Origin of the sequence: Peribacillus sp. NJ11, from assembly GCF_030348405.1 — a bacterium.
Lineage (GTDB): Bacteria > Bacillota > Bacilli > Bacillales > DSM-1321 > Peribacillus.
This window is the reverse complement of record NZ_JAUCFO010000001.1, coordinates 2176794-2203140: the sequence shown is the minus strand read 5'-3', so window position 1 is coordinate 2203140 and position 26347 is coordinate 2176794. Positions and strand designations below refer to the sequence as shown.

Sequence of the window (26347 nt, the reverse complement as noted above, 5' to 3'; positions counted from 1 at the left end):
TATCGCCCTAACTCTCGAATTTATCAATCAAACTCTGGATTATATCGATCAAATTTCCCAATTTTTCGATCAAACTCACTAAGTCTTGAAGAAAAAATAAAATGAATTTCTATAATCTTGAATGAAAATGATTTTTATTATCAATAATAAAGTATGAAAGAAGGGTAACCAGTTTGATGGTTACCCCCGATGATTTAAATTTCTGGATCAAATGTTTTGCAATCCGTTTCTTTGCTATTTGATGCTTGGTTCCCTTTATGACTGACAACATAAATAGCATCTGCACTGCATTTGTTTCCAGAATCCCAATATTTACAATTATTCACTTCACATAGAACATCTTTTGCCATCGTATCACACCTCCTCATTTGCTATCATTAACAAAATTGGGGTTATTGATACTTTCCTTTTTAAGGTTCAGGTTCCTTCATTTTAAAAAAACCGCCAACCTCGTGTAATAGAGCGCTCTAACTCACGAGTAAATTGCTTTAACTCACGAGTAAATCGATCAAATTCACGAGTAAATCGCTCTAACTCACGAGTAAATCGATCAAATTCACGAGTAACCGCCAATTCACCAGTAAATTGCTCTAACTCACGAGTAAATTGCTCTAACTCACGAGTAAATTGCTCAAACTCACGAATATATCGCTCTAACTCACGAGTAAATTGCTTTAACTCACGAGTAAATCGATCAAATTCACGAGTAAATCGCTCTAACTCACGAGTAAATCGTTCAAATTCACGAGTAACCGCCAATTCACCAGTAAATTGCTCTAACTCACGAATAAATTGCTCTAACTCACGAATAAATCGTTCTAATTCACGAATAAATTGCTCTAACTCACGAATAAATTGCTCTAACTCACGAGTAAATCGTTCAAATTCACGAGTAAATCGATCTAACTCACGAGTAAATTGCTCAAATTCACGAGTAACTCGCTCTAACTCACGAGTAAAACCACCAAATTCACCTGTAAAACGCAGAAATTCACCAGTAAAACGCTTTTCGATGAAAGAATTTCATTCTCGTGTGGAATCTAAGGACAAAAAAAACCGGGCAGCTTCCGCCCGGATTTTTTTATGATCATGCTGATCTTTTCAGTAGTTCTGCTTGTGGGATTTTCCAAAGCTCCCGCCATTTTTTCAAGGCTGCAATGAGAATGACCAAGCCTAGGCATAGCATGATGATCGATAATACTCCGTTCAAGATGCTGAATCCTGCAGAGTCCGGATTCAGGTATACATTTTTCACCATCCAGTACCCAGCTACATTAACGGTTGCATATAAGTAGGCTAGGGGTACGAGGCATGTCCAGATATACCAGCGTTTGTCTGCAATTTTCAAAACGACGGTCGCACCGATGATGAGTCCAATCGAAGCCATGAGCTGGTTGGATACACCGAAGAGTGCCCAGATCGATCCAATGTCCCCAGAGTAAAGAAGATATCCCCATATAAAGCAGGCTAACGCACTGGCGAAGATGTTACCTGGCAACCAGTCGACTCTTTTTAATGGTTTATAGAATTCCCCGAAGAAATCCTGGATTAAATAACGGGCAACACGTGTCCCCGAATCGATTGCGGTTAATATGAACACCGCCTCGAACATGATGACGAATTGGAAGAAGAACGAAGCCAGTTTGTCAAAGAAGGGTATTTCGGTAAAAATATAGGTCATGCCTACAGCAAGTGTAACTGCCCCGCCTGTCCGTCCTTCTAGATTCATGCCGATTTCTTCACTGAGTTCGTTAAGGTGTACGGTTTCCATGCCTAATGTTTGAAATACTTCAGGTGTGGAGTTAATGGCAAAATAATCTCCTGGCTGTAGCGAAACCGCAGCAATCAGGGCCATGATGGCAACGACACATTCTACAAGCATCGCTCCGAAACCAACGGATTTGATATCACTCCATCGGTTTAACATTTTTGGAGTTGTGCCTGATCCAACAAATGCATGGAATCCTGAAATCGCTCCGCAGGCGATGGTTATTGAAATGAATGGCCAGACAGGTCCGGCTACAATTGGGCCCCCGCCATTAATGAATTCGGTAAACGCAGGAAATTGGATTTCTGGATTCACCACGAAAACGCCGATAATCAATGCAGCAAATACACCGATTTTCATAAATGTACTCAAGTAATCACGAGGTGCCAGCAGCAGCCAAACAGGCAATGCGGCAGCAAAGAAAGCATAGATTGGCAAAATGATGGCAAGTGTGCTCGCTTCCAGTGTCAATAATTCACCAAATGCCGTTCCTTGAATGTTCGGACCAAGTAAAATTCCGGCCATGATGAGCGCGAACCCGACGATGGTCGCACCTTTCAGATTGCCAGTTTTTTTATGGTAAAGCCCAACACCCATGGCGATGGGAATGGTGATCCCGACAGCAAACGTCCCCCATGGATTATTTTCCAAAGCATGCAGAACGACCATTGAAAGTCCTGCCATCGTAATGGTAATGATAAAAAGCATCGCAAGTCCTGTACAGAAGCCTGCTACAGGTCCAAGTTCTTCTTTCGCAACTTCCGATAGGGATTTTCCGTCTTTACGCATCGACGCGAAAAGCACGACGGCATCATGGACGGCTCCCCCGATTACGGCCCCGATTAAAAGCCATAATAAACTTGGTAAATACCCGAATTGTGCAGCAAGGATCGGGCCCACCAATGGACCAGCCGCTGCAATGGCTGCAAAATGGTGGCCGAATGCCACCCATTTATTTGTTGGAACATAATCTTTTCCATCCTCTAATTTATGGGCAGGAGTAGGCTTGGAGTCATCTAGTTTTAATACTTTAAGTGCTATGAATGTCCCGTATAAACGGTAGGCAATCATTAATATACAAATGGAGCCTATGACGATTGGAACCGCATTCATATTTGAACCCCCTCTATTACTTACATCGTAAACTGATGATATCACGATGAAAGCGGATTCAATGGGTTTTCAAGTTATAATGCAGATAATGAGGGATGGGCTGCATTATATAGAAGATAAAATGCAGAATTGTGAAAATTTTTAAAAACCGATTAGCTGCTTTAGCTCCTTCACATAGGTGCGGCTTACCGGAATGTTTGATCCGTCACTCATAATGAGGTTATAAGTCGAATTGAACCAAGGCTGTATTTCAGATATATGGATGACATTCACGATAAAACCGCGATGGACCCGTAAAAATGAGCGATTGTCGAGCTTCCTTTCAAGTACGATGAGAGGGTCACCGGTTTTATATTCATTTTCCCCGGTTTTAATGATCGTCTTTCCTTCTATGAGTCCTATGAATAAAATAGTGTCCCGGTCGATCAAAACAATCCGATCATCTATCTCTACAGCCAATTTACCTGTCTGTTCCACCGCCGTCCGACTGGCTAGAGGTCCTGTTCTGGATCCATCTTCCCTGTTTTTACCCAGCTTCATTAGCTTATCCAATGTTTGACGAATCCTATTTTCATTATAGGGCTTTAATAGATAATCAAACGCATATAATTCGAAGGCTTGGAGGGCAAACTCATCATAAGCGGTCGCAAATATGAGCGAAGGTGCAGGGTCAAGTTCCGCTAATTGCTTAGCCAATTGGAGACCATTCCCCTCTGCTAGCTCAATATCCAAAAAGACAAGATCAGGTTTAAGGTGGGAGATATCCCTCATGGCATCTTCTATCCCTTCGGCCTCACCCACAACTTCTACTTGCCTGCTTCTCTTCAGTAAATATTTCAATTCATCTCTTGCCAGTGGTTCATCCTCTACGATAAATGCTTTCATCATCGTTGACATATGCTCCTTTTTCGTTGAGTGGTATTGATATTTTCACTTGTGTTCCGTGCCCCGTTTCGCTTTCTATCGAGAGACTGGCCTGACCATTATAGATCCCATCCAGCCGTTCACTGATATTATGAAGGGCCGTTCCTGTACCTTTAGTCGATTCTACAGCATGCTTACCCAATTCATCTAATCTCCCGCTTGAAATCCCTTTCCCGTTATCTGCCACAACAATCTGCATCTTATCGTCTTTGAAAAAAGCGTGTATGATGATTTCACCTTTGTTTTTCACATGTGGAAATGCATGGTGTACCGCATTTTCAACAAGTGGCTGTAACGTGAATGGAGGGATGAGGACTTCCTTAAGCCTTGGCTCAATGCGATAGTCGATATGATATTTATCTGGAAAACGGGCCTGCTCCAGTGATAAATAAGCGTTGACATGCTCTAATTCCTTTTCAAGCGGTACCAGGATTTGACGGGCCCCTTGTAAATTTGAGCGAAAGAAGGCACTGAGCTCCGACAATAAATTTCTTGCCTTCTCGACATCCATCCGGCATAAAACGGAAATCGTATTGATTGCATTAAATAAAAAATGAGGATGGACCTGTGCCTGCAAGGCCTTAATTTCAGCATCTTTCAATAATTTCGTTTGCATTTCCGCTTTAGCGAGCTCCAATTGAGTGGAAAATAGTTTCGCCAATCCTTCCGCTAGCTCTTGCTCCACTTGGCTTAATTTATCCGGATGCTTGAAATACATCTTCAAAGTCCCCACCGCTTTCTGTTGTACCTGCAACGGCAGGACTACGGCCGCCTGCAATGGGCATTGATCATGAAAACAATAAATGTCCTTTTTTGTTTTGGCCACGATGATTTTGCCTTGTTCAAGGGCCTTTTTCGTTAAGCCTGTCGCTATTCCCACTTTCGGGACATGGTGATCGGACGCAGCACCCACATGGGCAAGTACACTATGTTCATTGGTAATGGCCACGGCATCGGCTTCAGTAAGCCCCAAGATGATTTGGGCAATTCTCTTACAGGAAGTTTGATTCAACCCTTGCCGGAAATAGGGCAATGTCTGATCCGCAATCAGGAATGCAAGGTTCGTTTGCACGGCCCGCGTCCGTGCTTCTTCCCTCGTGATCGATTGAATGATGAGCATGAATAGTAAAGTGCCGAACCCGTTGATGATGATCATCGGGAGACCGATTACTTGTACGAGCTCCCACGCCTTTTCAAATGGTTTGGCCGTCACTAGTATGATCCCCATTTGGATCGCTTCCAAGGCCATGCAAATTGGGAGGGCAAACCAAGGGGTGATCGTCCCATGCTTTCGGCGCCTTTTTCCCAAAAACCCCGATAAGACTCCAGCCAAAATCGCTGCGATCGCACAAGCCACCGCTGTAAAACCCCCGAGAGAATAACGGTGAAGCCCCGCAATCAAACCCACGCCCAAACCGACAAATGGTCCCCCCAGCAAACCGCCGATTGCCACACCCATGATCCGCGTATTGGCAATCGCGTTATCCGGAGCTATCTCAGTATGCCAAGCACCCTCTGGTATGGCATGATTCCCGATTTCAATTCCTGTATAGTTACTTATGATGCCGAAAGTTCCAAAAAGTGCGATAAACATGATTTTCTTCGACATTTCATGTTCATGGCCTATCATTTGCCGAAAGGGTTTCATATAAGAAAGCAGGAATGCAGCAATCACGATGATCCCCACTTTTTCAAACAGCGACGGTAATAAATGAACCAACTCACTCACCCCATTTCTGGCTTTTTCATTCATCTTACAACAGCCATGAAATCTTTGTCGAATTTTGTTTTTACGATTAACACTGATAATCCTAGGGGCGCTAAACAATAACATGGAAAGGACATGTTTTGAAAAAAGATTAATGCAAACCTGCCCTTTTTATATTTAATAGAATTGCCCTATAGCTTCTGTCCACTAGATCTATTCTGCTCTAACTACGCCTTCGAAATTACCTTTGTCGGTCCGTCACAAAAAGGTTAATTATCGGAAAGTCCACATTTGCACCCCCGGTATCATTTCTGAAATTGCATTCGTCATTTTTGGAATCCATCATACTGAAAAATAGTTTATTGTTAAACGAGGAGAATAAATAGGTTATTTCATGAAAAAAAGTAACCTGATGGGTTAAAGATACAGTGCATTCACACCCTTTTTAGATGCCAAAAATATTATCTTTTATAACTATGAGGTATGAATATGGAATTGAAAAATCAAATCATTTATATTAGTAAAAAAGTATTGAATAGTATTAAGAATTTCAAATTTAATTTTGAAACTTCTATATTTATCTTTGATAAAGAGCTAAATGTTTTATACTCTAAGAGTAATTTTGAAAATGAAGATATATGTAAAGTGGTTATAAAAGAATCTGTTGAAAATAATGCATTTGTTTTAAGTACATTGCAAAATACTACTGTAAGAACTAAAAACCAAATCTACGGGAAGGATTTTAGTGTCATATCTTCCCCCATCCATGAAATTAAAAATAAGGAATTGCAAGGTTATGTAGGTATAATCACAACGGATGATAGTGAAAATTTCAAAATGATTTCCGAGATGCTAGCTAATCAAATCTCCTACGAGTTACATGTGCATCGTGAGAAATTATTAATTGAAGATATAATAAAAACAGATACATCATCTTTAATTACCAGGGAACAACAACATAAAGTTGAATTGCGAATAATAAAGAATATAACTCAAGGTCTCAAAGATAAAGAAATAGCTGATAATCTGCATATAAGTGTTTCTACAGTTCGTAACTATGTAAATAAAATGTTTGAAGAATTAGAGATAACTTCCAGATCACAATTAATCAGTTTGTACTATGAAAATAAATTGTATGACATTCTTAGCGAAATAAAGATTAAAAACCGCTTTTTATAAAAAGCAAACCCCTCGTAATCATACTAATCGGTTCCGTTATGAGGGAGAACAATTCATTTTGAAAAGGTGTGCAATTAGCATCATAAATCTACACACAAATAACAATCAAATCCGCAGAAAATAACACTAATAAATTTTATCCCATTTCTTTTTTACGAAATGGGATTTTTTATGTTTACTCGAAATATGCTACGTGTTAAATAAGTGCACTTCCTATTGTATAAGAAGGATAAAGCTTATATTATGTTAAAATTTAAAGGAAAGGTATTATTTTTGCCCTTGATAAAAAGGTAATTATTATTTGTTATTATTCACTGGAGGTAACACAATGGCTGATAAAAAAAGTGTTATGGGTGCTGAAATAAAGTAACTAATGAAATTAATGGATTGGTTCCTTCCGTTGTATTCGCTGGACCAAGTAATAGGGATGAAAAAGTTATAATTACCCTTATAAAGTCAGACCCCGCTGAAGGTTTGGTCGGAAAAAGGAATTGCAGTGCTACGTTATGACAAGAGAACATACATATACGCATAAGATGGAGGCGATTAATGTGTTGGTAGTTACCACAGAAAAAATTGAAGGTTACAAAGTTGTAGAAGTAAAAGGACCTGTTTTTGGTCTAATTGTAAGAAGCAGAGGGCTTGGCGGCGATATCATGGCAGGGTTAAAATCCCTAGTAGGTGGAGAAATCAAGCAATATACAGCTATGCTTGAAGATTCAAGAAAAGAAGCAATGGACCGTATGATAAAAAATGCCAATCAAATGGGTGCAAACGCAATTGTAATGATGAGATTTGATTCTGGGGAAATCGGTAAAAATATGAGTGAAATAGTTGCATATGGAACTGCCGTCATTGTGGAGACAATATAATGAAATTCATCATAGGGTACTATATATTACAAATTATTATAGTTATCTTATGCATTTTACTAGGATACTTTATCTATGATAAACGGCTTAATCGTAATCACGGTGTAAAAGTTCCTGATGGATTTCAATCGACAGATGAAATAAATATAGACCCTGTGACTGGAGAAAAAACAAGGGTGTATTATAATCCTGATACGGGTGAACGCTTTTATAAAAAAGAAAAATAATTATAAAAAGCCACGATTTATACAAAAACGTGGCTTTTTATTGTTTTTATTTTATCCTTAACTTTTGAGCAGGTATTAATTCTTCCATCAATTCCATTAGTTGTTTCGCAGAAGTGTGCTAAACTCCCGTTAAATCAAGGTTTATGGGAAAAATTGAGACCAAATCGCTTTGCGAATTGGTCATCTAATTTATATGCTAATTGCATTGTTTCTCCCTGTAAACGGAACCCGTTATAACCATACAAGGGGTTTTTTTTGTTCAAAATCATTTTTCCATTACAGGCTTATAGTGTCCGGGTATGCTTCTTGCCGAAATGGCCAATCGGTTCCAGCCGTTGATTGTGATGATTATGGTAACGAGATCGATATATTGTTTTTCATCAAAGTGAAGGCGGACCCGCTCATACAGATCATCCGGGACACCGTTTGCTGAAATGGCCGTGACCGCTTCCGTCAATTCCAGCGCTGCCCTTTCCGACTCAAGATAGAATGGCGATTCACGCCAAGCACTTAAACAGTAAATTCTTTGTTCCGTTTCACCCATTGCCCGGGCATCCTTTGTGTGCATATCCAAGCAGTACGCACAGCCGTTGATTTGAGACGCACGAATTTTAATCAATTCGATTAACTTGCTATCGATTTCCGTTGTTTTCTTGTACTCCTCGAATTCCATCATCAATTTGACTACTTCCCGATTTGTCTTCATGTAGTTAATGCGTTGTTCCATGTCTATCTCCTCCATTAAATCTTTTTAGGTTTCACTTATAAGACAAAATAGAGGATTGATTTGTGACATAAAAATAGAGAGCCCGTATGAGCCCTCTGTCCATTCTATTAAGGAACAGAAATATTAGTTAATTTATCGGGATTGGAAACAATGAAAATTTTCCGGATATTTTCTTGTTTTGAATCTAATTCAAAGCAGATGACTTTGATAGGCTGCCCGTCTTTCATTTGCAAAATTCCTTCCTGACCATTGACCATCACCGGAAGAAGCTCTCCTATGAAACCTCCTTTAGCAGAAACTCCTTTAAGAAAGGAGGAAACACGCTGTTTGTTTACAATTGGATTTAATGCAGAAAGCACTTTGCCTCCGCCATCAGTGACAAGAACGACATCTTCTGTAAGAATATCCAAAAACTCCTCAAAGTTCCCTGTCATTGATGCTTTTATGAATGTTTTTGCCAAAAGATCGACATGTTTTGTATCCTCCGGAAGGACTGGCATATCATTCTTTAATTTCCGCTTAGCCCGGCTGTAGATTTTTCGGCAGTTCACTTCAGTCTTTTCAAGCATCTCCGCAATATCTTCATAGCTGTAAGCGAATGCTTCTCTAAGCACGAACACCGCTCTTTCAACAGGTGTCAGCTGTTCCAGCAAAACGAGGAAAGCATAAGCAACCGTTTCATCCGTTACAACCTTATCTAAAGGCTGCTCTGTTTCGTTTACCCGAGGTTCAGGCAGCCAAGGTCCTGTGTAAACCTCTCTTCTCTTATGGGCTGATTTTAAAAAGTTTAGACAGCGATTTGTCGTCATTTTCGCAAGATATGCTTTCATGTCCTTAATTTGGTCGGTATCAAGCTTAAGCTGCAGGAATAAATCATGAACGATATCTTCTGCGTCGGTAATCGATCCAAGCATCCGGTATGCGATGGAAAAAAGAAAAGGTTGATATGTCTTATATAAAGTATCCAACTCCACTTGCTTCACCTATTTTCTATCAAATTCATTTTTCGAGAACGTATGACCCTTTCCATAATTATTCTCTAAACCAATCATTTATCCTTCTTCACCTCGTTTAAAGCAGTAATTCAAACAACATAAAAAAGAGCAGCTAAAGAGCTGCTCTCAGACTGTAGACAAACTCGATTGATTTTCTCTACAGTGAACGTTGATTGGAACGTAGGGCACTCGCTTTCCGCGGGCGGTCCGCCCTCGGCGCTCTTTGCGCCTGTGGGGTCTCCCTTAGACACGCTTTTCCCGCAGGAGTCCCGAACACCCGCTCCAATCAGCTTTTTTTAAACTTTAGATAGAACCCCTTTTGTCTACAAACTTAGAGCAACCAAAGAGCCATTCGTTTTTTAAGGTTTAGTATCTAATGAAATCCGCTATTAATATAAACACAGCACCTATTACAATCCAGATCAATAACAAGGGCCAGAAGAACTTCACCCATTCTTGATATTTGATTTTAGAGACTGCCAAGCTTCCCATAAGCATGGCAGAGGTAGGGAGAATGCAGTTTGATAGACCATCTCCCAACTGATAAGTAAGTATGGTCGTTTGCCTTGTAACACCGATCAGGTCGGAAAGCGGTGTCAAAATCGGCATGGTCGTTGCTGCCATACCCGTTCCTGAAGTGATGAACACATTCATGATGGTCTGAAATACATACATGCCAAGAACTTGGATCGAACTAGGCAAATGACCTACCGTTGCTGCAAGTCCATTTACAACTGAATCGATAACATGTCCTTGCTCTAACACTACGACCACACCTTTTGCCAGACCAACAATAAAAGCACCGAATGTAATATCCCTTGCCCCCTGTACAAACTCGCTGGCAATTTTGCTCGGACCATATTTAGATAAAAACCCAACAACAACACCTAAAGATAAGAAAAATGCAGCTAATTCTTCCATCCACCAGCCTTTTTCGGAAACACCCCAAATCAAGAAGCTAAATCCTATCAACACGACAATAATCGTTAAGTAATGTCTAAGCTTCATGGAGGATAAAGAGAATATATCCAAATTCTCATGCTTTTCCTCTTTTTCCAAGTCATACACAATACCGGCTTGTGGATTATTCTTCACTTTTTTTGCATATCTAATGATATAAATGCTCGTGACAATCAGTAAAACCACCAAAATGATTCCACGTAACCACATCCCGGAAAACATCGGAACTTCTGCAATGGCTTGAGCGATTCCTACATTGAAAGGATTAAGAAGTCCAGCTGTAAAGCCGACAGCTGCGCCGAGCGTCACCATGGCAGTTCCAGTCAAAGCATCATAGCCTAATGACCTTGCAATTGCAATGCCAATGGGTACAAATGCCATGACTTCTGCCGACATTCCAATCGTGAATCCGCCGATTGAAAATAGAGTTAAAAAAATGGGAATGATGACGATTCCTTGGTTCATGAAAGTCTTTCCAACCCTCGCAGCCACGGCTTCAATCGTACCTGTGGAATTAATGATTTGAAATACTCCACCGACAATGAAAATAAAGAAAACTGTGTCACTTGCATCTACAAGGCCATGAACAATTGCTAAAGGAACCTCGAATATACCAATGGGGTTGTTCTCTACAGAATGATAAGAGTTTTCCACTACTACTGTATTACCAGTTTTTTCATCTTCCACTCTGTCAAACTCACCTGCGGGCACTAAATAGCTTAGAGCAGCTGCAAATAGGATCATACAAATAATAATTACAAATGTGTGTGGCATTTTTATTTTACTTTTTTTGAATGGGGGTTCACTCTTTATTTTTTCAGCACTCACTTTACTCATTTTTTGTACCACCTTTTACATTATTTTCACCTGGATCCCCCGCAAAACGGAATCTTCCCTTATTTTCATATACATGATTTATTAGCTTTCCACCCTTCGAATTCTTCCCGAATTTCTTGAAGAAGCTGAGGGTTCATACATACTTCGTATGCTGTCATCGCTAAAGCCTTTGCTGCTTTATTTAATCCAATCATTCCCCTCTCTGAAGCTGCAGCTTGTACAAACTCTGGAGTATGGGTAATTGCGTCATCCGTTATTTTGATGTACGGATGAATCGTTGCAGTTACTTGTCCAACATTACCAATATCCGATGAACCGATTCCTCCTTTTGCAGGCGGGTCACATACAACCTCCCCTAACATCTCTAGATTATCTTTAAATAAGGCGGCTAATGCTTTATTATTATTTCGTTCAGCATATATCAGGCCTTCGGTTATCTCGATCCTGGCACCTATGGCTTCTGTAGCATGACGAGCTGCAGCATATACTTTCTCACGAACAACATTTAACTCTTCCACAGTGCTTGCCCTCAGTAAAAATTCAGCCTCGCAATTGGCAGGAACTACATTTGTTGCATCCCCGCCCTTTGTTATGATTCCATGGATTCTCACATCATCTTTAAAAAACTGACGTAAAGAATTGACGGCAACAAAAGTATTAATGACTGCATCAAGAGCACTGATTCCTTTTTCGGGAGCAGAAGACGCATGTGATGCTTTACCATAAAACTTAAAAGATGCATCCACACATGCCAGTCCGCCACGCAATACCATGGACTGTTTTTGCGGATGACACATCATGGCTACATCCACATCATCGAAAATGCCATCCTCGACCATCAAAATTTTCCCTCCGCCTTCCTCTTCCGCAGGCGTCCCCAATACGACGATTTTCCCCGGAAGGTCAGGATGAGCATCTTTCAGTGCCAATGCCGCTCCAATGGCAGATGTTCCAATAATATTATGGCCACATCCATGGCCTAGTCCTGCCAGTGCATCATATTCAGCTAAAATGGCAATCGTTGGACCACCAGGATGCCCCTCCCATGTTGCCCTGAATGAAGTTTCTAAATTTGCGACCCCTTTTTCTATCGAGAAGCCGGCCTTCTTTAAAGGCTCTATCAACCATTTCACTGCCTGGTATTCATGGAAACTAAGTTCTGGATGAGCATGAATGTTCAATGCAAGCTCACGTAATTGATCATCACGGGCATCAACTGCCATTTGAATCGAATTCTTTCCTTCAGCAATATGTATTGACATAAATATACAACCTCCAAAAAATTCAGAAAATTAAATGTTTCTTTTTAAATATTACGTTCACTTTAATGATAAGTAAAATTAAGGTTTTTTTATGAAACTAAAAAATTTTTTTATAGTTCAATATAGTAACAACTATGAATATTTATAAATTTAACGAAATTTCTGAATACGAAAAGGGGGTTAGGAGTGGTCTCATTTTGAACCAGCATGGAGCTTTAACGGGATTAACTCATTGGGGATCCTCATAGTTTCAAAACAAGAACTAGTTATAATCCATGATTTTTTACTGTTTTATATGGGGTAAAGTCAGGAAAATGCGAATTTACAACATTAAGGATAATGAAAGGTAAAAAAGCCTAATTTCTCACTAAAATTCTGAGAAATTAGGCTAAGACTGAATTAGAGGTGAAATTAGAGTCAATTGGGCTCAATTAACTAGTCAAAAGAAAGAAAAAAAGGGCTGCTATCAAAGTTTTTTGAATGAACTAGGTCTAGTAGCTCCCTACCGTTCAACAGTATTCCTTCTTATGCCCCCCTTTTTGGACAAATATATTACCACTCTCTGTTAAAATGGTACCCAATTTCAGATACTCATTTATCAAGGTGCTTCATACCATACGATATCATCAAACATTTTTACAACCCGCGGTATGAAGCCTTCTTCATAATCTTCCGGGTATTGAACTATCGCATAGTAAACGCGGTCGCCATGTTGAAAAACCGACACTGTACCCAATATTGAATAATTACTGTCCTTCTGACTAATGTCAAATTCGACCTCAGACCAATCAAATCGGTTAGGCGTATTATCAGATCGCTGTTTAATCTCAAAGTCGTTGCTTATCACAACTTCCCTCGCAAACTCCGCCTGTTCTTCTATTGTCGCATTCGTACCCTCCCCTTTGGAAAATATCTGAACTTTGGCATCCTCATTTCTCTTGCCTGCAAAATTTGCAAAAACAATCATTGCATCTCCTTCACCAGAACTAGCCTCTTCAACGACCATGTCATCCACGATATAGGTTGAGAATCCCAATGCCTGACTATGATGAAGCGTGAATTGGAATGATTCTTCCATACCTTCTAATATGATCATATCCGTTTTCGTATTTGGCCGATCTTTTGTCGGATCATCGACCGATTCACCTGTAGGATCTTCATCTTGCCCGTCGGTTTGCTTAGGATTATCATTTGGCTTTTCTGAAATTGGTGGAGATTCCTTATTTTCCTCCTGTACTCCTTTACAAGCACTAAGTCCTGTTACCAAAAAAACGGCTGCCAAAATCAACAATATCTTTTTCATTGGAACCCTCTTTTCAAGTGTTTTAACAAATTATTATACGGTCCCATATGTAAAAAAGTTACACTATGCTTCTTTGCAAGTATCAGACTTTATAGACTTAAAAAAGATCGATACTCCACTCCATCCCTAATTTCGAATTGTACAGTTACTCCTTAAGGAATAAGTAATTTAGCTGTTGGTCGTGTGGAATCAAAAACATGTTCAACATCAAAAAATTGTTCTAATACATCGTTTTCACCAGTTAACGCTTCACGCATCCGTAAGCCATCGACATTAATACGGGCTTGCCGGAAATAATCTTTCCCTAATTGAGACCAGGTATCCTTTGATGCGTCCATATCTTTATTCAACTAAACTACCCAATAGAAAGTTTGAATAAGGAGTACTTTTTAAAACCAATTTGAATGTATGATAATGTAAAGAATCGCACGTTCAAAAGGCCGCCAATTGGCGGCCTTCATAACTTTCCTTGCCTTATATACTAATTTGAAAAATAAAATGTTTATGTATCGTTTATGGTTAAGATCCAATGCTATGTTCTACTGCAGTATCCCAACTAGGAAAATAATACAATGCATTTTTCATTAACTCCGGATCTGACTTCTTTACCTCTTTCTTTCGAGGTGGCTTCCCTTCTTTTTCTACTAATTGAGAAATTTGATTCACGACTTCTTCAACACTCATATTTACTTCCATCTCTGTTCCCTCCTTATTGCTATTATTTATATATTTTCCTAATTGATGAAAATTAATACAATTTTTCTTTAGCCAAACTACCAGTTTAGTTTAAGAAGGGTATTTTTTTCTCTAATTTGAATGTATGATAATTGAAATGATCGTACAGACAAAAAGCCAACGAAATCGTTGGCTCTTTGTCTAAATAATTCACAAATGCTTTTCCAAGTTATCGTTAGTTTCACCTATGGTTAATGTTAAATACTTTCTAGAGGTAACAAGATTAATAAACGAAAAACATAAGGAAACCGAAGCAATAATAAATACCACTGCTATGCTATATCGCTGGCCCAGTATCCCCATATCTTTTATATTATTATAGGGATACCGGTTATTTTCTTTAGTGCGCTCTTTATTTTTAAAATTTTTAGTAACTCAAAAGATGTAAAAAATTAATACAAATCAACGACACAAGAAATAGACTCCTTTAAGCTTTTAGGGGTCTATTTTGTTTTACCTCTCATCTTATAGCCTTCAAACCTGCTTAGAACATGTCGGCAACCATACCTTGCGAAAAACGTTTGGCTATTGGTTTTACAAGGCGACCAAAGATATTGCCATGCTGCAACGGATTCTGCATCATTCTCATCCATGTAATAAGCATAGGGAGTCCTCCTCCGCGCTCTTTCCCCTCAGGAGTCTCGTACCTTCCATTCCTATCAACTGGAACGTTTTTTAAATAAAAAACTGTAGGGTCCGAATGGTCTAATCCCGAACCATGATTTTAAAAGAAGACTTGGTTAACCTTCATGTTTTACTTTTTTTATGGAGTCGAACCCTAACTAGATTGAAGAAATCTGCGACACTCCTGCCGAATAACTGGCTAGCCGAGACCCCACAGGCGCTTGCGCCGAGGAGGCTTGGCAGACAGTCGGCGGAAAGGGAGCGGATTTCTGAAATCAAGCTGAACGTTTTTTATAAAAAAACTGTAGACAAACTCGCTTTTCCTCGAGTTTGTCTACAGTCTGAAAGGAGAACAATCAATATCTCCTTTTAGCAATATAGCTTTTTAATTTCACTCACAAACTTGGAAACACTGGCTAATTGTAAAGATGATTGCCGGTATAACATCCATGTTCTTCTTTTTATCTCTTCACCATTTTTTAAGATCAAATCATGGGAAAATAAATCATCACTTTTTTGCAAAAAAACACGAGGAATAATGGCATACCCCAGCCCTCTTTTTACCATTTCCCTGCATGTCTCATAGCTGTCCACTTGCATCATTACCAGAGGAGACGATGTAAACCTTTCATTCCACCAATAATCAATACTTTTTTCAGAGGGAATTTGCGATATATTTCTATATTTCAGCAAAACATTCGGTTCTTTACGATTAATCATCGGAAAATCTGGAAGGCTATCAACAGGTAGCTCATCTTTTGAAATGATGCATATATTTTCTTCCTCAAGAAGAAACTTTTCATCGAACCACTCATAATCGCCTTTTACAATCGCAACATCAATCTCACCTTGCATAAGCAATTCCATCATTTCCGTACTGAATCCCGTATCAACATTTAAATGGACCTTAGGACAATTAACCATGTACTCTTCCAAAATGGAAGGCAGGTTATAAAGTCCGAAATGACTGCTTATACCTAATTTCAAACTACCCTTCGTTTCACTTCCCATACTCAATAAATACTCTTTTGTTTGACGTAAATCTATGAGCATTTTGTTTGCATAGCTTACCAAATATTCTCCAGCAGGAGTCATTTTAATATTTTTCCCATTTTTAGCTAGTATTTCAGTCTGGAATTCCTTTTCAATTTGCCTTACGCGGTACGTTAATGCGGGTTGGGTCATGTAAAGTCGCTCTGCAGCTTTTGTCAGATTCTGGTCTTTATATAAATATTGTAAAATTAAACAATCTTTTTCATCCATACGATTTCCCCACCCTTAATAGTTTCGCAGCCTAATAATCAACGGTTTCAGCGATCCTCTATCATTCTATGTAAAGCGATATGCTGCTCCCCCTTCCTTCATATTAGTTCAGGCGCAGTTCCAGGGTTTAGCTTAAATCGGTTGTCATGATGCACTTCGATCGTTTGTAAGAAGCTTTGCATGGAGTTTGTCATATAAGCATCTTTACGGTGAATGAAGACAGTCGAAATATTGCCGTATTCTTCCGGAATTGCATGCACGTGCACTTTTTCATTGGCTGCAAGGTGATTTACTGCTGATTGTGGTACGAGAGTAATGCCAAGACCGAGTGATACGCTGGTTAAGATCGTTTCCAATACATTGAACTCCATGATCCTTTTGGGCATCACTTCTTCTTCTTTCAGCCATTGTTCCAGTTTAGAGCGATAGCCACATCCCTGACTGAATACCAAAAATGGTTCTGTTATAATTTCTTCAAGGTCAAATGTTTCATTTCTTGTAACCAATACAAGTTTTTCCGTACATACATCATATGGCTGAATGAGTGGATGTTTAATCGGCCCTGTAACAAAAGCTCCATCCAACCTATGTTCAATGACATCTTTAATTAGGTCTTCTGTTAATCCCGCCTTTATGGATAAATCGACATTTGGATATTGTTTATGATAAGAGGCTAGAATCTTGGGAAGATCGGTGACCGTTTCAACTGTACCTATGTTCAATATCCCTGTAGGTGTTTCACTATCCAGGAATACTTGCTTGAGTTCTTCCACATCAAGCAAAATTTTGTTTACATACTCCAACATTTTTCGGGCCTCTGCAGTTAATGACATACCACGTTTATGTCTATTGAATAAAGGCGTCCGTAACTCCTGCTCTAAATGCTTAATCCTCGCCGTTACATTGGATTGGACGTAATTCAACTCAACAGCCGCCTTACTTATGCTGCCATATTTAGCGACGCACTGGAATATTTGCAAATCCCGTATTTCCATAAAAGTGACCCCCTTCCTCAACTATCATTAATAATGATGGTTATATTCATTTTAAGTCATTTTACATGATAATGACTTTATCATAAGGTGTGTATAGGAATTTAATCAATCATTATTTTTTGAGGGGAAGCTTTTATGAAAAAAAATCAAGTTTTAATCGGTGCACTTTTATGTTTGACAGCCAGTATTTCCTGGGGAGCCATGTTTCCAGTTGCAGAAAGGGCATTAATGTATATTGATCCTTTTTATTTCTCTTTTTTGCGATATTTAGCTGTTAGCGTAATTTTAGGGATATTGCTTTTAATGAAAGAGGGGAAGGAGTCATTCAAGCTGGAAGGGCAAGGAAAGAGGTTATTGTTTTTCGGAACGATGGCTTTTACAGTATATAACTTTCTCATTTTCGCAGGTCAGGACTTACTGGGACATAACGGGGTAATTGTTGCTTCCATCATGGAATCATTAATGCCCATGATCTCAATTTTAATAATGTGGGTCTTCAAAAATTCCAAACCCATGAAATATAACGTCGCCAGTATGCTCCTTGCCTTAATTGGGGCCATTCTTGTCATTACCAATGGCAAATTATCATTCCTATTTTCATTGAACGATAGCATCATTCCTCTACTTTTCATTCTCATCGGGGTGATAGGCTGGGTTATATATACAATGGGCGGCAACCAATTCAATGGATGGTCAACACTCCGCTATTCGACTTTAACATGTATTTTAGGAACTTCGGTATCAGGAATCATAACATTATTTGCAACTGTACTGGGCCTGTCTGTCCCTACAGCAGAGGTTATGCAATCCATTTATGGTGAAATGATTTTCATGATTATTTTCCCCGGTGCCATAGCCCTTTTAAGCTGGAATTTAGGCATTAAACTTTTAACGCCGATCAATGGAATCCTATTTATCAATTTAGTGCCAATAACCACGTTGGCCATCGTTTTCATTCAAGGAGGATCACTATCATCATTCGAATTACTGGGAACTTTTTTAGTGATATATGCATTGATTCAAAACAATTATTATCAAAGAAAAAACTCGCCTTCCCAAGTTGAGGAATTGAATCCAAGGAAAGTAAAGAGAGTCGTTTAAACATAAAGGTACAAAACATCAATAGGAGGGCAACAATGGATTTATTAACGCTTATGATAATCTTTGGATTAGCTGTACTATGGGAATTGGCAACGATTAATAAGAATGTGAAAAAAATGAATGAGCAAAATGCAGAATTAATCAATCTGTATAATGATAGAAATAAAAGGGCTCAGTAAAATAGACTTTTGCCAATACAACGCAAAAAAGCCTCTCATTTTAGAGAGGCTTTTTTGCATATTAGATGATCGTACTATTCACCAAGTTTCTTCCGTATATCCGCTGCTACATTCTTTAGCGCCTTTTTTGATCCCCTTTCAAGGTCGTGGTTCAATTTCCTTTCTTTGTAACTGACAAATAGGGAATTGAGATCATAGCCTTCAGGATATAATTCGATGGCCTTTATTTCAAGCTCCAGCCTATTGGCATGAACCTCCTTGAAGGTATCTTCGATAAGAACGGTGACATTATTGTATGAATCCTTTTTCTTATAAACGATCCCATATCCATTCAGTTCGCTTACCTTCACTTTGTCGCCGACTTCATATTCATACGATGCCTCCTTAGGAACGGCAGCTGGCTTCGCTTTTTTGATTTTACCTTCCTGGACACGCTCCAAGTCGTAGTCTTTATTGTCGATATATAGCTTTGCCTTTTGCAAAACCTTTTCACGTACATTCATTTTTTTCGCTATCCACAGGGCATTGCTTTCCCCGGATTGACCGATCAACAGCTTATACTTTGGCTCAAGTGTTTCACTATTGAATTGCATGGCCGCATTCATGAAATCACTGTGGATTTCCGAATAGCGCTTGATTTCACCATAATGGGTCGTCGCAACGGTAATGCAGCCCCTTTGGTAAAATTCCTCAAGGATGGCAATCGCTAACGCGGCACCTTCATTCGGTTCCGTTCCGCTCCCGATTTCATCGAACAGCAGCAAGGAGTTATTGGTTAATGCCGCCATGATTTCCGAGATATTTTTCATATGCGACGAAAAAGTGCTCAGTGCATTTTCAATGCTTTGGTTATCACCGATATCGACGAATACCTGATCGAAGACGGCAAGCTCCGTCCCCTCTTTCCCAGCAACATGCAGCCCTGACATGACGGCCAATGTAAGGATGCCGATCGTTTTCAGGACGACCGTTTTACCCCCGGCATTAGGGCCGGTAATAATCAAGCTGCGATAGTCCTTACCGATTTCGAAATCCAAAGGTACGCTGTCTTGTGGCAAAAGGGGATGTTTACAGCCCTTTAATTTAATATAACCATGATCATTGATTTTCGGTTCGATGGCATCCGTGCTTTTACTGAACTTGGCTTTTGCGAAGATCATATCATATTGACTGATTAACTCGATGTTTATCTTGATCGGTTTCAACTGTTCGAAAACCGTTCCGGATAATGTAGCCAAAAGTTGATACTCTTCCATCGATTCCTCCGCTTTTAAACTGGCCAATTCTACATTCAACTTCGTTACCGAGGCAGGTTCAATGAACACGGTAGCCCCTTTTGCGGATACTTCCACGATCGTTCCGGCCACTTGATTTTTATAGGAGGCTTTGATCGGGATGGTGTAGCGATCATCCTTTTTACTGATGAAAAATTCCTGAATGAACTCTTTATTGGCTCCGCTCTTCAAGAACTTATTCAGTCGTTCCTCTATTTTACCTTCTGTCTTGATGATTTGGTTCCTGATCCGTTTCAGATCCTTGCTGGCTTCGGAAACAACAGCATTTCCTTTGATGGTGAATTGGATTTCTTCTTCAATGCTCCTGAATTCAGTCATGGAGCGGGCGTAGGAATGCAGTGTTGGTGCAAAGAACTCTTTATCGGTCATGAATTTCTTGATATTCCTGCAGCCTCTTAAGAAGTCTGCTATCGCCACTAACTCTGACGGCTCCAAAATCATTCCTTTTTCCAGTTTGTCGATATGGAGGCCAATATGAGAAATGCCTTTTAAGGGAATATGGCTTTCCGCATTCAGTAAGTTCCTAGCCTCCGTAGTCTCGTTCAAACGATTTTTAACGACCTTCAAAATGCTGCTCGGCTTAAGCTGATCCAATAACGCTTTTCCTAAACCGCTTACGCAATGGTTTTTCACCATTTCCTTGAGTTGGATATATTGTAATTTTTCATAAGTCATTGTATACATCTAATGATCCTCCTTGAATGAGTGAGTGATTAAAATTCCCGAATCCAAAAAATGCCCGCAATGGTCCCCCTACCTTTACAAATGAACAAGCCATTTGAGTAGAAAGCTCCTGCGGGCATCGGCCTTATCTATAGATAAGGACCTAAAATCGTTAACAAATAAGGCAGCTCGAATAGACCTGCGTACACAAAAAAGCATGATAGGACAAATCCCACCATGCTTTTCGTCGTAACACCTACATGTTACACGATTTATGGAAAAGGAAGCAGTCTTAAGGTAGGTATTCACAATGCAGAGTTGCACTATGAAAAAAGGCATACTTAATCCACTGACATATCAGTGATTAAAAACCTTATTCAACTAAATTAGTTGATACCTACTCCCGACATAAAACACCACACCTTTTCTTAGATTGGAATTAACATACCATATAAGTAAGAAAGAGTCAATTCATTTTTTCATTTTTGGGCCATCCTTCGAATCTATTCATGTAAAACAAAGGGGGAATTGGCTTTAACATCCATAATGCTTCAGTACCTCCCCTTTTCAGTTTTGAATATTTACATTAGAATTGGGGTATGATATCCTTATATTAACATAAACTAAAAACACCCCCATGCTGGTAACATGAGGGTGACAACTGCAAGAGTGAGCGATCACTTTTCTAAACAATTTAATCTTGGTCAGAAGAAGAACCACTGCGATCTTGCGAGGATGAGTGGTTCTTTTTCCTTTTCTTGGCGAACGCAGACAGGATTAGACTGGTTGCTACAGCAACAAATATCTCTTTACCCATATCTGTAATTAAGTTCAATAAGAAATGCATCATACGGTCACCCCCTTTCCCATCTATAATTAGATGGAAAAGCAAAACAGTGACCTCCCACTCTATCCTCAGTTGTCCCTCTATTTTATCATATCTTTCACGTTATGGAAAATATATGAAAATAAATAAGAGGACGTATTCTAGCTCAGATTATTCCCCTTTATTTACAAGTACAGCTAATATTTGAACATATCTCCTGATTAGCTAGAAATAAATGACGATAAGGCGCCCTAATGAGACCGTTTTAATTAACTCAAATTTCTATTGATCCTGTTAAGTCATTAAGAATAGGGGATTATCCATTGGATAATCCCCTTTGCGGTTTAAGCTTCATCATTCATTATGAGAGGGACTATTTTCCCTTCATTCACGTTGATTAATCCATGGTCGGTTATTTTCAGGGCCGGGCTGACAGGAAGCGATAAGGTGCTTAATGACATGATGACATTATAATGTTCATAGCCTAACGATTTAAGTGCATCTGTCAGGTGCTGAACCTGTTCGGATACGATGTCCATTGGCTCTTCGGAAAGGATGCCCCCTACCGGAAGAGGTATCATGGATAGGACTTTGCCATCTTCAACGCAACAGACTCCGCCTTGCTTCTTTATCACTTCGTTGGCGGCAAGCAGCATATCCTGCTTGTTATGGCCAATCACCAAAAGATTATGGTTATCATGCGAATAGGTTGTGGCAACCGCTCCCCGCTTCAAAACATCGCCGGTGATTAATCCGTGCGCCCTGTTGCCGTTTTTCCCGTATCGCTCGAATGTTGCGATTAAACCATAAGGGCTTTCTTCCCAGCATAATTCACCATTCTTCCCATCAATAAAATCATGGGTTTCCGTTGTGAAAGTGGAACCATTCTGCACGTTGATGATCCGGCACTTGCTGTGTCCATGCTTGTCTGAAATTGGGATGTTAAAATCGTTTTCAGTAAGTTCCGCTAGTTTCACACTTTGATAGAAATGTTCAGGAAATTGTCTTTCCTTCACTTCTTGCACATATGGCCGGGAAGATTCATAGACTAGCTCGCCTTTTTTGTATACTTGTTCAATATCAAATGTTTCCAAGTTGGATACAAGCAGAAAATCTGCCGCTTTTCCTGGCGCAATGGCGCCGCGGTCATACATCCTCATCCGCTGTGCAGGTGTATATGTGCATGCATAGATGGCTTTTTCCGGGGACATCCCCATTTGTATGGCTTTCTTTAAAAGGACATTCAGGTGTCCTCTTTTTTGGAAAGAGTCGGTCATGACGTCATCGGTGACAAAGCAGAAATGCTCATCCACCTGCTTTTCCTTCAAGTACTCAATCACTTCTTCAGTCATTGATTTTTCTTGAATCTCAATAAACATTCCGGCTGCGATCCTCGCATCCATCCCTTCTACGGTCTGGTGTGTATGATCTGAATTCACTCCGGCATAAATAATCTTTTGCAGTTCCAAGTCAAGCAGCTTTGGAACGTGCCCCTCTATGATCAGATTTGGATAGCGGGAACGGATATGGGACAAGATCCGGTTCGTCTTGCAATCCGGGTCGGATATGACCTCATAGTAATTCATGATCTCGCCGAGGCATATAATGTCCTCTGTTTGCATCAATTCATCTATGTCGCCTATTTCGATAGAACCGCCTGTCGTTTCCATCGATGTCGCAGGAACAGAACTCGGGATGGCATAAAACATATCCGCTACGCAATCTTTACTCGCTTTGATCATTTCCTTCACACCTGAAATTCCGAAAACATTGGCCATTTCATGCGGTTCCGGCACGATTGTCGTCACGCCGTTTTTGATTAACCCGTAGGAAAACGTGGCCGGCGTGACCATTGTACTTTCAATGTGTAGATGGATATCGATCAGACCTGGAACCATATACTTCCCCTGTCCATCGACGATTCTATCCGGCTCGAAGGCATCCAATTCCCGTTCTCCAATATAATAGAACTTTCCATCCTTGATGGCTGCATTCCCTTTAATGAATCTTTTAAAATAGCTGTTAAACACGTTGATATCTCTTACAAGCATATCCATTCGCATAACTTACCCTCCTAAGCTAGTCAACAAGCACCATCTGGTTTCTCGGAATTTCAAGGATGATTTCCTGCCCCGTCCGGTAGGATTCCGTCATTTCCTTGTTCACAGTGAAATCCCCTATTGGCGTTTCAACGACATATTGATAGCTTCTTCCCAGATACGTACTTACCTTAACCCGGCCTGATAAACTATTTTCCAGGACCGCTCCAACATTGTCTTTTTCCCTGATCAACAGATCGTCCGGTCTGATGGCGCCTATTTTTCCAGTCGAATTGGTCATCTGTGCATCCTTGTGCAGCACAAATGAGTAGCCAGACTTATTCAGTTCAATTTTGCCTTCATGATCCGTCCGCTTATCAAACTCAATGAAGTTCTTAAAACCGATGAAGTCTGCGACAAATTTGGTTTCAGGATATTTGTAAATGGTGGCAGGGTCACTAAGCTGCTCGATGATCCCTTTATTCATAATCGCTACCTGATCGGAAATGGAAAAGCATTCTTCTTGGTCATGGGAGACATACACAGTCGTAATACCCAGCTCTTGCTGGATACGGCGAATCTCGACTCTCATATTCACCCTTAAGTTCGCATCAAGATTACTCAATGGCTCGTCGAATAATAGGATGTCCGGCTCAATCACCAGTGCCCTGGCAATCGCAACCCGCTGCTTTTGCCCCCCGGAAAGCTCTTGGGGATATCTCTTTTCAAACCCTTTTAAATTAACGATTTCGAGCACATTCATCACTTTTTTTTCAATTTCACTTTTTGAATTCTTTCTAAGGCGGAGACCGAATGCAATATTATCGAATATCGACAAATGCGGGAATAATGCATAGTTTTGGAACACAAAGCCAAAATTCCGCTTGTTAACGGGCACTTTCGTATAGTCCTTTTCCTTAAATAAAAACTTCCCTTCGTTCGCCTGTAAAAACCCGGCAATTAAACGCAGGGTCGTCGTTTTCCCACAGCCGCTCGGGCCAAGAAGGGATACCAGTTTCCCTTTTTCTATCTCAAGATTGAAATCCTTTAATATATTCTGTTTGTTATAAGCTACAGATATATCTTGTAAAGTGAATAAAGCCATCCATCATTACCTCCTTTATCGTTTTGTGAAATAAGACAAGCCCATGAGCCGTTCTACTATAAACATGAAGAAAGCCGTTAGGAACATGAGTAATACGGAAATGGCCGAAATGGTAGGATCGAAGTAGTTCTCTACATACGTCAGCATCTGGATCGGAAACGTACTTACCCCAGGGCCTGTCATATAAACTGAAATGTCTACATTATTGAAGGATTCCAAGAAGGCGATCATGACTGCCGCTAGAATTCCTGATTTTATATTCGGGAGGACGACTGTAAAGAATGTCCCCAATTTACTCGCTCCGAGACTCTCCGCCGCTTCTTCAATGGAAAAGTCAAAGTTTGATAAGCTTGAAGAAATCACACGGATGATGAACGGCAGCATGATAACAGTATGTCCAACAAACAGGGCCGCATATATCGGAAGCTGATAAGTTCCGACAATATAACGTAAAAATGCAAAGCCCAGCACAATTCCCGGAATTAATATTGGCGAAACGAAAAATGCATTAATCACGCTTTTCCCTTTAAAATCATATCGGCTCAATGCATAGGCAGCTGGCACTCCCAGTAACAGTGCCAAAAGATTGCCTCCGAGTGAAACAAGGATGGAAGTTTTAAAAGCGACCAAAAACATTTCCACATTAAAAATATTTTCGTACCATCTTAAAGAAAACTCTTCCGGCGGGAATTTCAAAATATTTCCGCCTTCAAATGACGTAACGGATATGATAAGCAAAGGCCCTAGTAAAAAGAGAAACACCAGGAGAGTAAACAGGGCCAATCCTCGATTTTTTTCCTGCATACACCTCTACCCCTTTGGATTTAATTTTTTTGCCAAACCATTCATGATCGATATGATTAGAACGGTCACGGCAATCATGATGGTGGCGACAATCGATGCCACTTGCCATTCGTTCAATGTAATGGCGTTTTGATAAAGAAATGTCGAAATGACCCGCTGTTTCCCACCTAGTAAAGCAGGCGTCGTATAGGCAGTGAAGCTCCCTACAAAAACAAGGATGCTGCCAATGACCAAACCTGGAACCGAAAGCGGAATGATCACTTTTGAGAATACTGCCAATCTTGACGCTCCAAGGCTCTCCGCCGCTTTTAATAAATCCGTCTCGATGTTCTCCATAACTCCCACCAGCGTCACGATGATCAATGGCAGGAATAAATGGACCAATCCGATGATGATTGCAGTAGGCGTATATAAAATATCAAGCGGCTTTTCAATCAGGCCCATGCCCATAAGCAATTTATTCACCACGCCGTTTTTACCGATAATCACCATCCAGCTAAATGAGCGAACCACAGGGCTTGTCAATAGCGGAAAGATCGTCAGTAAAAGCATGATCGCTTTTTTTCGTTGTTTCAGTTTTGAAATATAATAAGCTGCTGGAAATCCTAATAGAATGCAAATGATGGTCGTGAACAGACTCACCCTAAGTGTCGTGAGCAGTATTTCAATAAAGTATCGATCTTTGAAAAAATCGAGATATCCTTGTATGGAAAAGCCGCTTTCAGTAAAAAATGTCGTGCCAATCGTCAATAGGATTGGAATGATCATAAATATCGTTAAAAATAGAACCCCTGGCAACAGCAACAGGTATAGATAGCGTTTTTTCACCTCGGAACCCCCTGT

At 40.0% G+C, this 26347-nt stretch carries 25 protein-coding genes and 1 pseudogene; 6 read left to right on the top strand and 20 right to left on the bottom strand.

Annotated features, from left to right (window positions below; all coding sequences use genetic code 11):
• Window positions 1-194: 194 nt before the first annotated feature.
• From QUF86_RS10880 to QUF86_RS10860, 5 genes are all read right to left on the bottom strand, one after another.
• The gene (locus tag QUF86_RS10880; protein WP_065310844.1) at window positions 195-350 is read right to left on the bottom strand and encodes a DUF1540 domain-containing protein; all 156 of its coding nucleotides are present in this window, start codon (window positions 348-350) and stop codon (window positions 195-197) included.
• Between the two features lie 82 nt (window positions 351-432).
• Window positions 433-759, bottom strand: coding sequence for a hypothetical protein (locus QUF86_RS10875; RefSeq protein WP_289334322.1), 327 nt, complete (start codon window positions 757-759; stop codon window positions 433-435).
• A 328-nt stretch (window positions 760-1087) separates the two neighbouring features.
• Complete coding sequence (gene cstA / locus QUF86_RS10870; protein WP_289334321.1) at window positions 1088-2881, bottom strand: carbon starvation protein CstA; 1794 nt, start codon at window positions 2879-2881, stop codon at window positions 1088-1090.
• Window positions 2882-3022: 141 nt separating this feature from the next.
• Window positions 3023-3769, bottom strand: coding sequence for a LytR/AlgR family response regulator transcription factor (locus tag QUF86_RS10865; RefSeq protein ID WP_289334320.1), 747 nt, complete (start codon window positions 3767-3769; stop codon window positions 3023-3025).
• Complete coding sequence (locus tag QUF86_RS10860) at window positions 3741-5558, bottom strand: sensor histidine kinase (protein ID WP_289334319.1); 1818 nt, start codon at window positions 5556-5558, stop codon at window positions 3741-3743. The genes QUF86_RS10865 and QUF86_RS10860 overlap by 29 nt, the downstream gene beginning before the upstream one ends.
• Before the next feature lie 444 nt (window positions 5559-6002).
• On the opposite strand from QUF86_RS10860, the gene QUF86_RS10855 reads away from it, so the two are divergent.
• From QUF86_RS10855 to QUF86_RS10845, 3 genes are all read left to right on the top strand, one after another.
• A complete protein-coding gene (locus QUF86_RS10855) occupies window positions 6003-6692 on the top strand; it encodes a response regulator transcription factor (RefSeq protein ID WP_289334318.1) in 690 nt (229 codons plus the stop codon).
• A 551-nt stretch (window positions 6693-7243) separates the two neighbouring features.
• Entirely contained in the window at window positions 7244-7564 is a 321-nt protein-coding gene (locus tag QUF86_RS10850; protein ID WP_289314978.1) for a YbjQ family protein, read from the top strand.
• The gene (locus tag QUF86_RS10845) at window positions 7564-7791 is read left to right on the top strand and encodes a hypothetical protein (protein ID WP_289314977.1); all 228 of its coding nucleotides are present in this window, start codon (window positions 7564-7566) and stop codon (window positions 7789-7791) included. The genes QUF86_RS10850 and QUF86_RS10845 overlap by 1 nt, the downstream gene beginning before the upstream one ends.
• Before the next feature lie 265 nt (window positions 7792-8056).
• Here QUF86_RS10845 and QUF86_RS10840 read toward each other — a convergent pair whose 3' ends face one another.
• The 7 genes from QUF86_RS10840 to QUF86_RS10810 form a co-directional block, all read right to left on the bottom strand.
• Window positions 8057-8518: a carboxymuconolactone decarboxylase family protein gene (locus tag QUF86_RS10840; RefSeq protein ID WP_289334317.1), complete on the bottom strand. Its 462-nt coding sequence runs from the start codon at window positions 8516-8518 to the stop codon at window positions 8057-8059.
• A gap of 107 nt (window positions 8519-8625) precedes the next feature.
• On the bottom strand, window positions 8626-9492 hold the full coding sequence (locus QUF86_RS10835; protein ID WP_289334316.1) for an RNA polymerase sigma-70 factor: 867 nt from the start codon (window positions 9490-9492) through the stop codon (window positions 8626-8628).
• 387 nt (window positions 9493-9879) lie between these two features.
• Window positions 9880-11310, bottom strand: coding sequence for a YfcC family protein (locus QUF86_RS10830; protein ID WP_289334315.1), 1431 nt, complete (start codon window positions 11308-11310; stop codon window positions 9880-9882).
• A 65-nt stretch (window positions 11311-11375) separates the two neighbouring features.
• Entirely contained in the window at window positions 11376-12572 is a 1197-nt protein-coding gene (locus QUF86_RS10825; protein ID WP_289334314.1) for a M20 family metallopeptidase, read from the bottom strand.
• Window positions 12573-13170: 598 nt separating this feature from the next.
• Window positions 13171-13875, bottom strand: a complete 705-nt coding sequence (locus QUF86_RS10820) for a hypothetical protein (RefSeq protein WP_289334313.1) — start codon at window positions 13873-13875, stop codon at window positions 13171-13173.
• A 152-nt stretch (window positions 13876-14027) separates the two neighbouring features.
• Entirely contained in the window at window positions 14028-14225 is a 198-nt protein-coding gene (locus tag QUF86_RS10815) for a hypothetical protein (protein ID WP_289334312.1), read from the bottom strand.
• 169 nt (window positions 14226-14394) lie between these two features.
• Complete coding sequence (locus QUF86_RS10810; RefSeq protein ID WP_169803986.1) at window positions 14395-14571, bottom strand: hypothetical protein; 177 nt, start codon at window positions 14569-14571, stop codon at window positions 14395-14397.
• Between the two features lie 523 nt (window positions 14572-15094).
• On the opposite strand from QUF86_RS10810, the pseudogene QUF86_RS10805 reads away from it, so the two are divergent.
• Window positions 15095-15202, top strand: a pseudogene (locus QUF86_RS10805) (site-specific integrase); the annotation flags it as partial.
• A gap of 401 nt (window positions 15203-15603) precedes the next feature.
• Here the strand turns inward: QUF86_RS10805 and QUF86_RS10800 are convergent.
• Both QUF86_RS10800 and QUF86_RS10795 read right to left on the bottom strand, forming a co-directional pair.
• Window positions 15604-16497: a LysR family transcriptional regulator gene (locus QUF86_RS10800; RefSeq protein WP_289334311.1), complete on the bottom strand. Its 894-nt coding sequence runs from the start codon at window positions 16495-16497 to the stop codon at window positions 15604-15606.
• 98 nt (window positions 16498-16595) lie between these two features.
• Complete coding sequence (locus QUF86_RS10795; protein ID WP_289334310.1) at window positions 16596-17492, bottom strand: LysR family transcriptional regulator; 897 nt, start codon at window positions 17490-17492, stop codon at window positions 16596-16598.
• A gap of 135 nt (window positions 17493-17627) precedes the next feature.
• On the opposite strand from QUF86_RS10795, the gene QUF86_RS10790 reads away from it, so the two are divergent.
• Window positions 17628-18593: a DMT family transporter gene (locus tag QUF86_RS10790; RefSeq protein ID WP_289334309.1), complete on the top strand. Its 966-nt coding sequence runs from the start codon at window positions 17628-17630 to the stop codon at window positions 18591-18593.
• 35 nt (window positions 18594-18628) lie between these two features.
• Window positions 18629-18772 carry a hypothetical protein gene (locus QUF86_RS10785; RefSeq protein ID WP_289334308.1) on the top strand — a complete coding sequence of 48 codons (144 nt, stop codon included), beginning with the start codon at window positions 18629-18631 and terminating at the stop codon, window positions 18770-18772.
• 74 nt (window positions 18773-18846) lie between these two features.
• Here the strand turns inward: QUF86_RS10785 and QUF86_RS10780 are convergent, their stop codons facing one another.
• From QUF86_RS10780 to QUF86_RS10755, 6 genes are all read right to left on the bottom strand, one after another.
• Complete coding sequence (locus QUF86_RS10780) at window positions 18847-20751, bottom strand: endonuclease MutS2 (RefSeq protein ID WP_289334307.1); 1905 nt, start codon at window positions 20749-20751, stop codon at window positions 18847-18849.
• A 673-nt stretch (window positions 20752-21424) separates the two neighbouring features.
• Window positions 21425-21580: a hypothetical protein gene (locus QUF86_RS10775; RefSeq protein WP_289334306.1), complete on the bottom strand. Its 156-nt coding sequence runs from the start codon at window positions 21578-21580 to the stop codon at window positions 21425-21427.
• 320 nt (window positions 21581-21900) lie between these two features.
• Window positions 21901-23619, bottom strand: coding sequence for an adenine deaminase (locus QUF86_RS10770; protein WP_289314964.1), 1719 nt, complete (start codon window positions 23617-23619; stop codon window positions 21901-21903).
• A 16-nt stretch (window positions 23620-23635) separates the two neighbouring features.
• The gene (locus QUF86_RS10765) at window positions 23636-24700 is read right to left on the bottom strand and encodes an ABC transporter ATP-binding protein (protein WP_289314963.1); all 1065 of its coding nucleotides are present in this window, start codon (window positions 24698-24700) and stop codon (window positions 23636-23638) included.
• A 15-nt stretch (window positions 24701-24715) separates the two neighbouring features.
• Window positions 24716-25504 (bottom strand): ABC transporter permease, encoded by a 789-nt coding sequence (locus QUF86_RS10760; RefSeq protein ID WP_289314962.1) that lies wholly within the window; start codon window positions 25502-25504, stop codon window positions 24716-24718.
• 6 nt (window positions 25505-25510) lie between these two features.
• Complete coding sequence (locus QUF86_RS10755; protein ID WP_289314961.1) at window positions 25511-26332, bottom strand: ABC transporter permease; 822 nt, start codon at window positions 26330-26332, stop codon at window positions 25511-25513.
• Between the last annotated feature and the right edge of the window lie 15 nt (window positions 26333-26347).

Bases quoted from the DNA above. Each gene is read 5' to 3' on its own strand.
- QUF86_RS10865 (WP_289334320.1), bottom strand. From the start codon at position 3,769: ATGATGAAAGCATTTATCGTAGAGGATGAACCACTGGCAAGAGATGAA.
- QUF86_RS10810 (WP_169803986.1), bottom strand. From the start codon at position 14,571: ATGGAAGTAAATATGAGTGTTGAAGAAGTCGTGAATCAAATTTCTCAA.
- QUF86_RS10785 (WP_289334308.1), top strand. From the start codon at position 18,629: ATGGATTTATTAACGCTTATGATAATCTTTGGATTAGCTGTACTATGG.
- QUF86_RS10880 (WP_065310844.1), bottom strand. From the start codon at position 350: ATGGCAAAAGATGTTCTATGTGAAGTGAATAATTGTAAATATTGGGAT.
- QUF86_RS10840 (WP_289334317.1), bottom strand. From the start codon at position 8,518: ATGGAACAACGCATTAACTACATGAAGACAAATCGGGAAGTAGTCAAA.
- QUF86_RS10795 (WP_289334310.1), bottom strand. From the start codon at position 17,492: ATGGAAATACGGGATTTGCAAATATTCCAGTGCGTCGCTAAATATGGC.
- QUF86_RS10825 (WP_289334314.1), bottom strand. From the start codon at position 12,572: ATGTCAATACATATTGCTGAAGGAAAGAATTCGATTCAAATGGCAGTT.
- QUF86_RS10790 (WP_289334309.1), top strand. From the start codon at position 17,628: ATGAAAAAAAATCAAGTTTTAATCGGTGCACTTTTATGTTTGACAGCC.
- QUF86_RS10800 (WP_289334311.1), bottom strand. From the start codon at position 16,497: ATGGATGAAAAAGATTGTTTAATTTTACAATATTTATATAAAGACCAG.
- QUF86_RS10760 (WP_289314962.1), bottom strand. From the start codon at position 25,504: ATGCAGGAAAAAAATCGAGGATTGGCCCTGTTTACTCTCCTGGTGTTT.
- QUF86_RS10770 (WP_289314964.1), bottom strand. From the start codon at position 23,619: ATGCGAATGGATATGCTTGTAAGAGATATCAACGTGTTTAACAGCTAT.
- QUF86_RS10855 (WP_289334318.1), top strand. From the start codon at position 6,003: ATGGAATTGAAAAATCAAATCATTTATATTAGTAAAAAAGTATTGAAT.
- QUF86_RS10780 (WP_289334307.1), bottom strand. From the start codon at position 20,751: ATGTATACAATGACTTATGAAAAATTACAATATATCCAACTCAAGGAA.
- cstA (WP_289334321.1), bottom strand. From the start codon at position 2,881: ATGAATGCGGTTCCAATCGTCATAGGCTCCATTTGTATATTAATGATT.
- QUF86_RS10775 (WP_289334306.1), bottom strand. From the start codon at position 21,580: ATGATGCATTTCTTATTGAACTTAATTACAGATATGGGTAAAGAGATA.
- QUF86_RS10765 (WP_289314963.1), bottom strand. From the start codon at position 24,700: ATGGCTTTATTCACTTTACAAGATATATCTGTAGCTTATAACAAACAG.
- QUF86_RS10860 (WP_289334319.1), bottom strand. From the start codon at position 5,558: ATGAATGAAAAAGCCAGAAATGGGGTGAGTGAGTTGGTTCATTTATTA.
- QUF86_RS10820 (WP_289334313.1), bottom strand. From the start codon at position 13,875: ATGAAAAAGATATTGTTGATTTTGGCAGCCGTTTTTTTGGTAACAGGA.
- QUF86_RS10830 (WP_289334315.1), bottom strand. From the start codon at position 11,310: ATGAGTAAAGTGAGTGCTGAAAAAATAAAGAGTGAACCCCCATTCAAA.
- QUF86_RS10845 (WP_289314977.1), top strand. From the start codon at position 7,564: ATGAAATTCATCATAGGGTACTATATATTACAAATTATTATAGTTATC.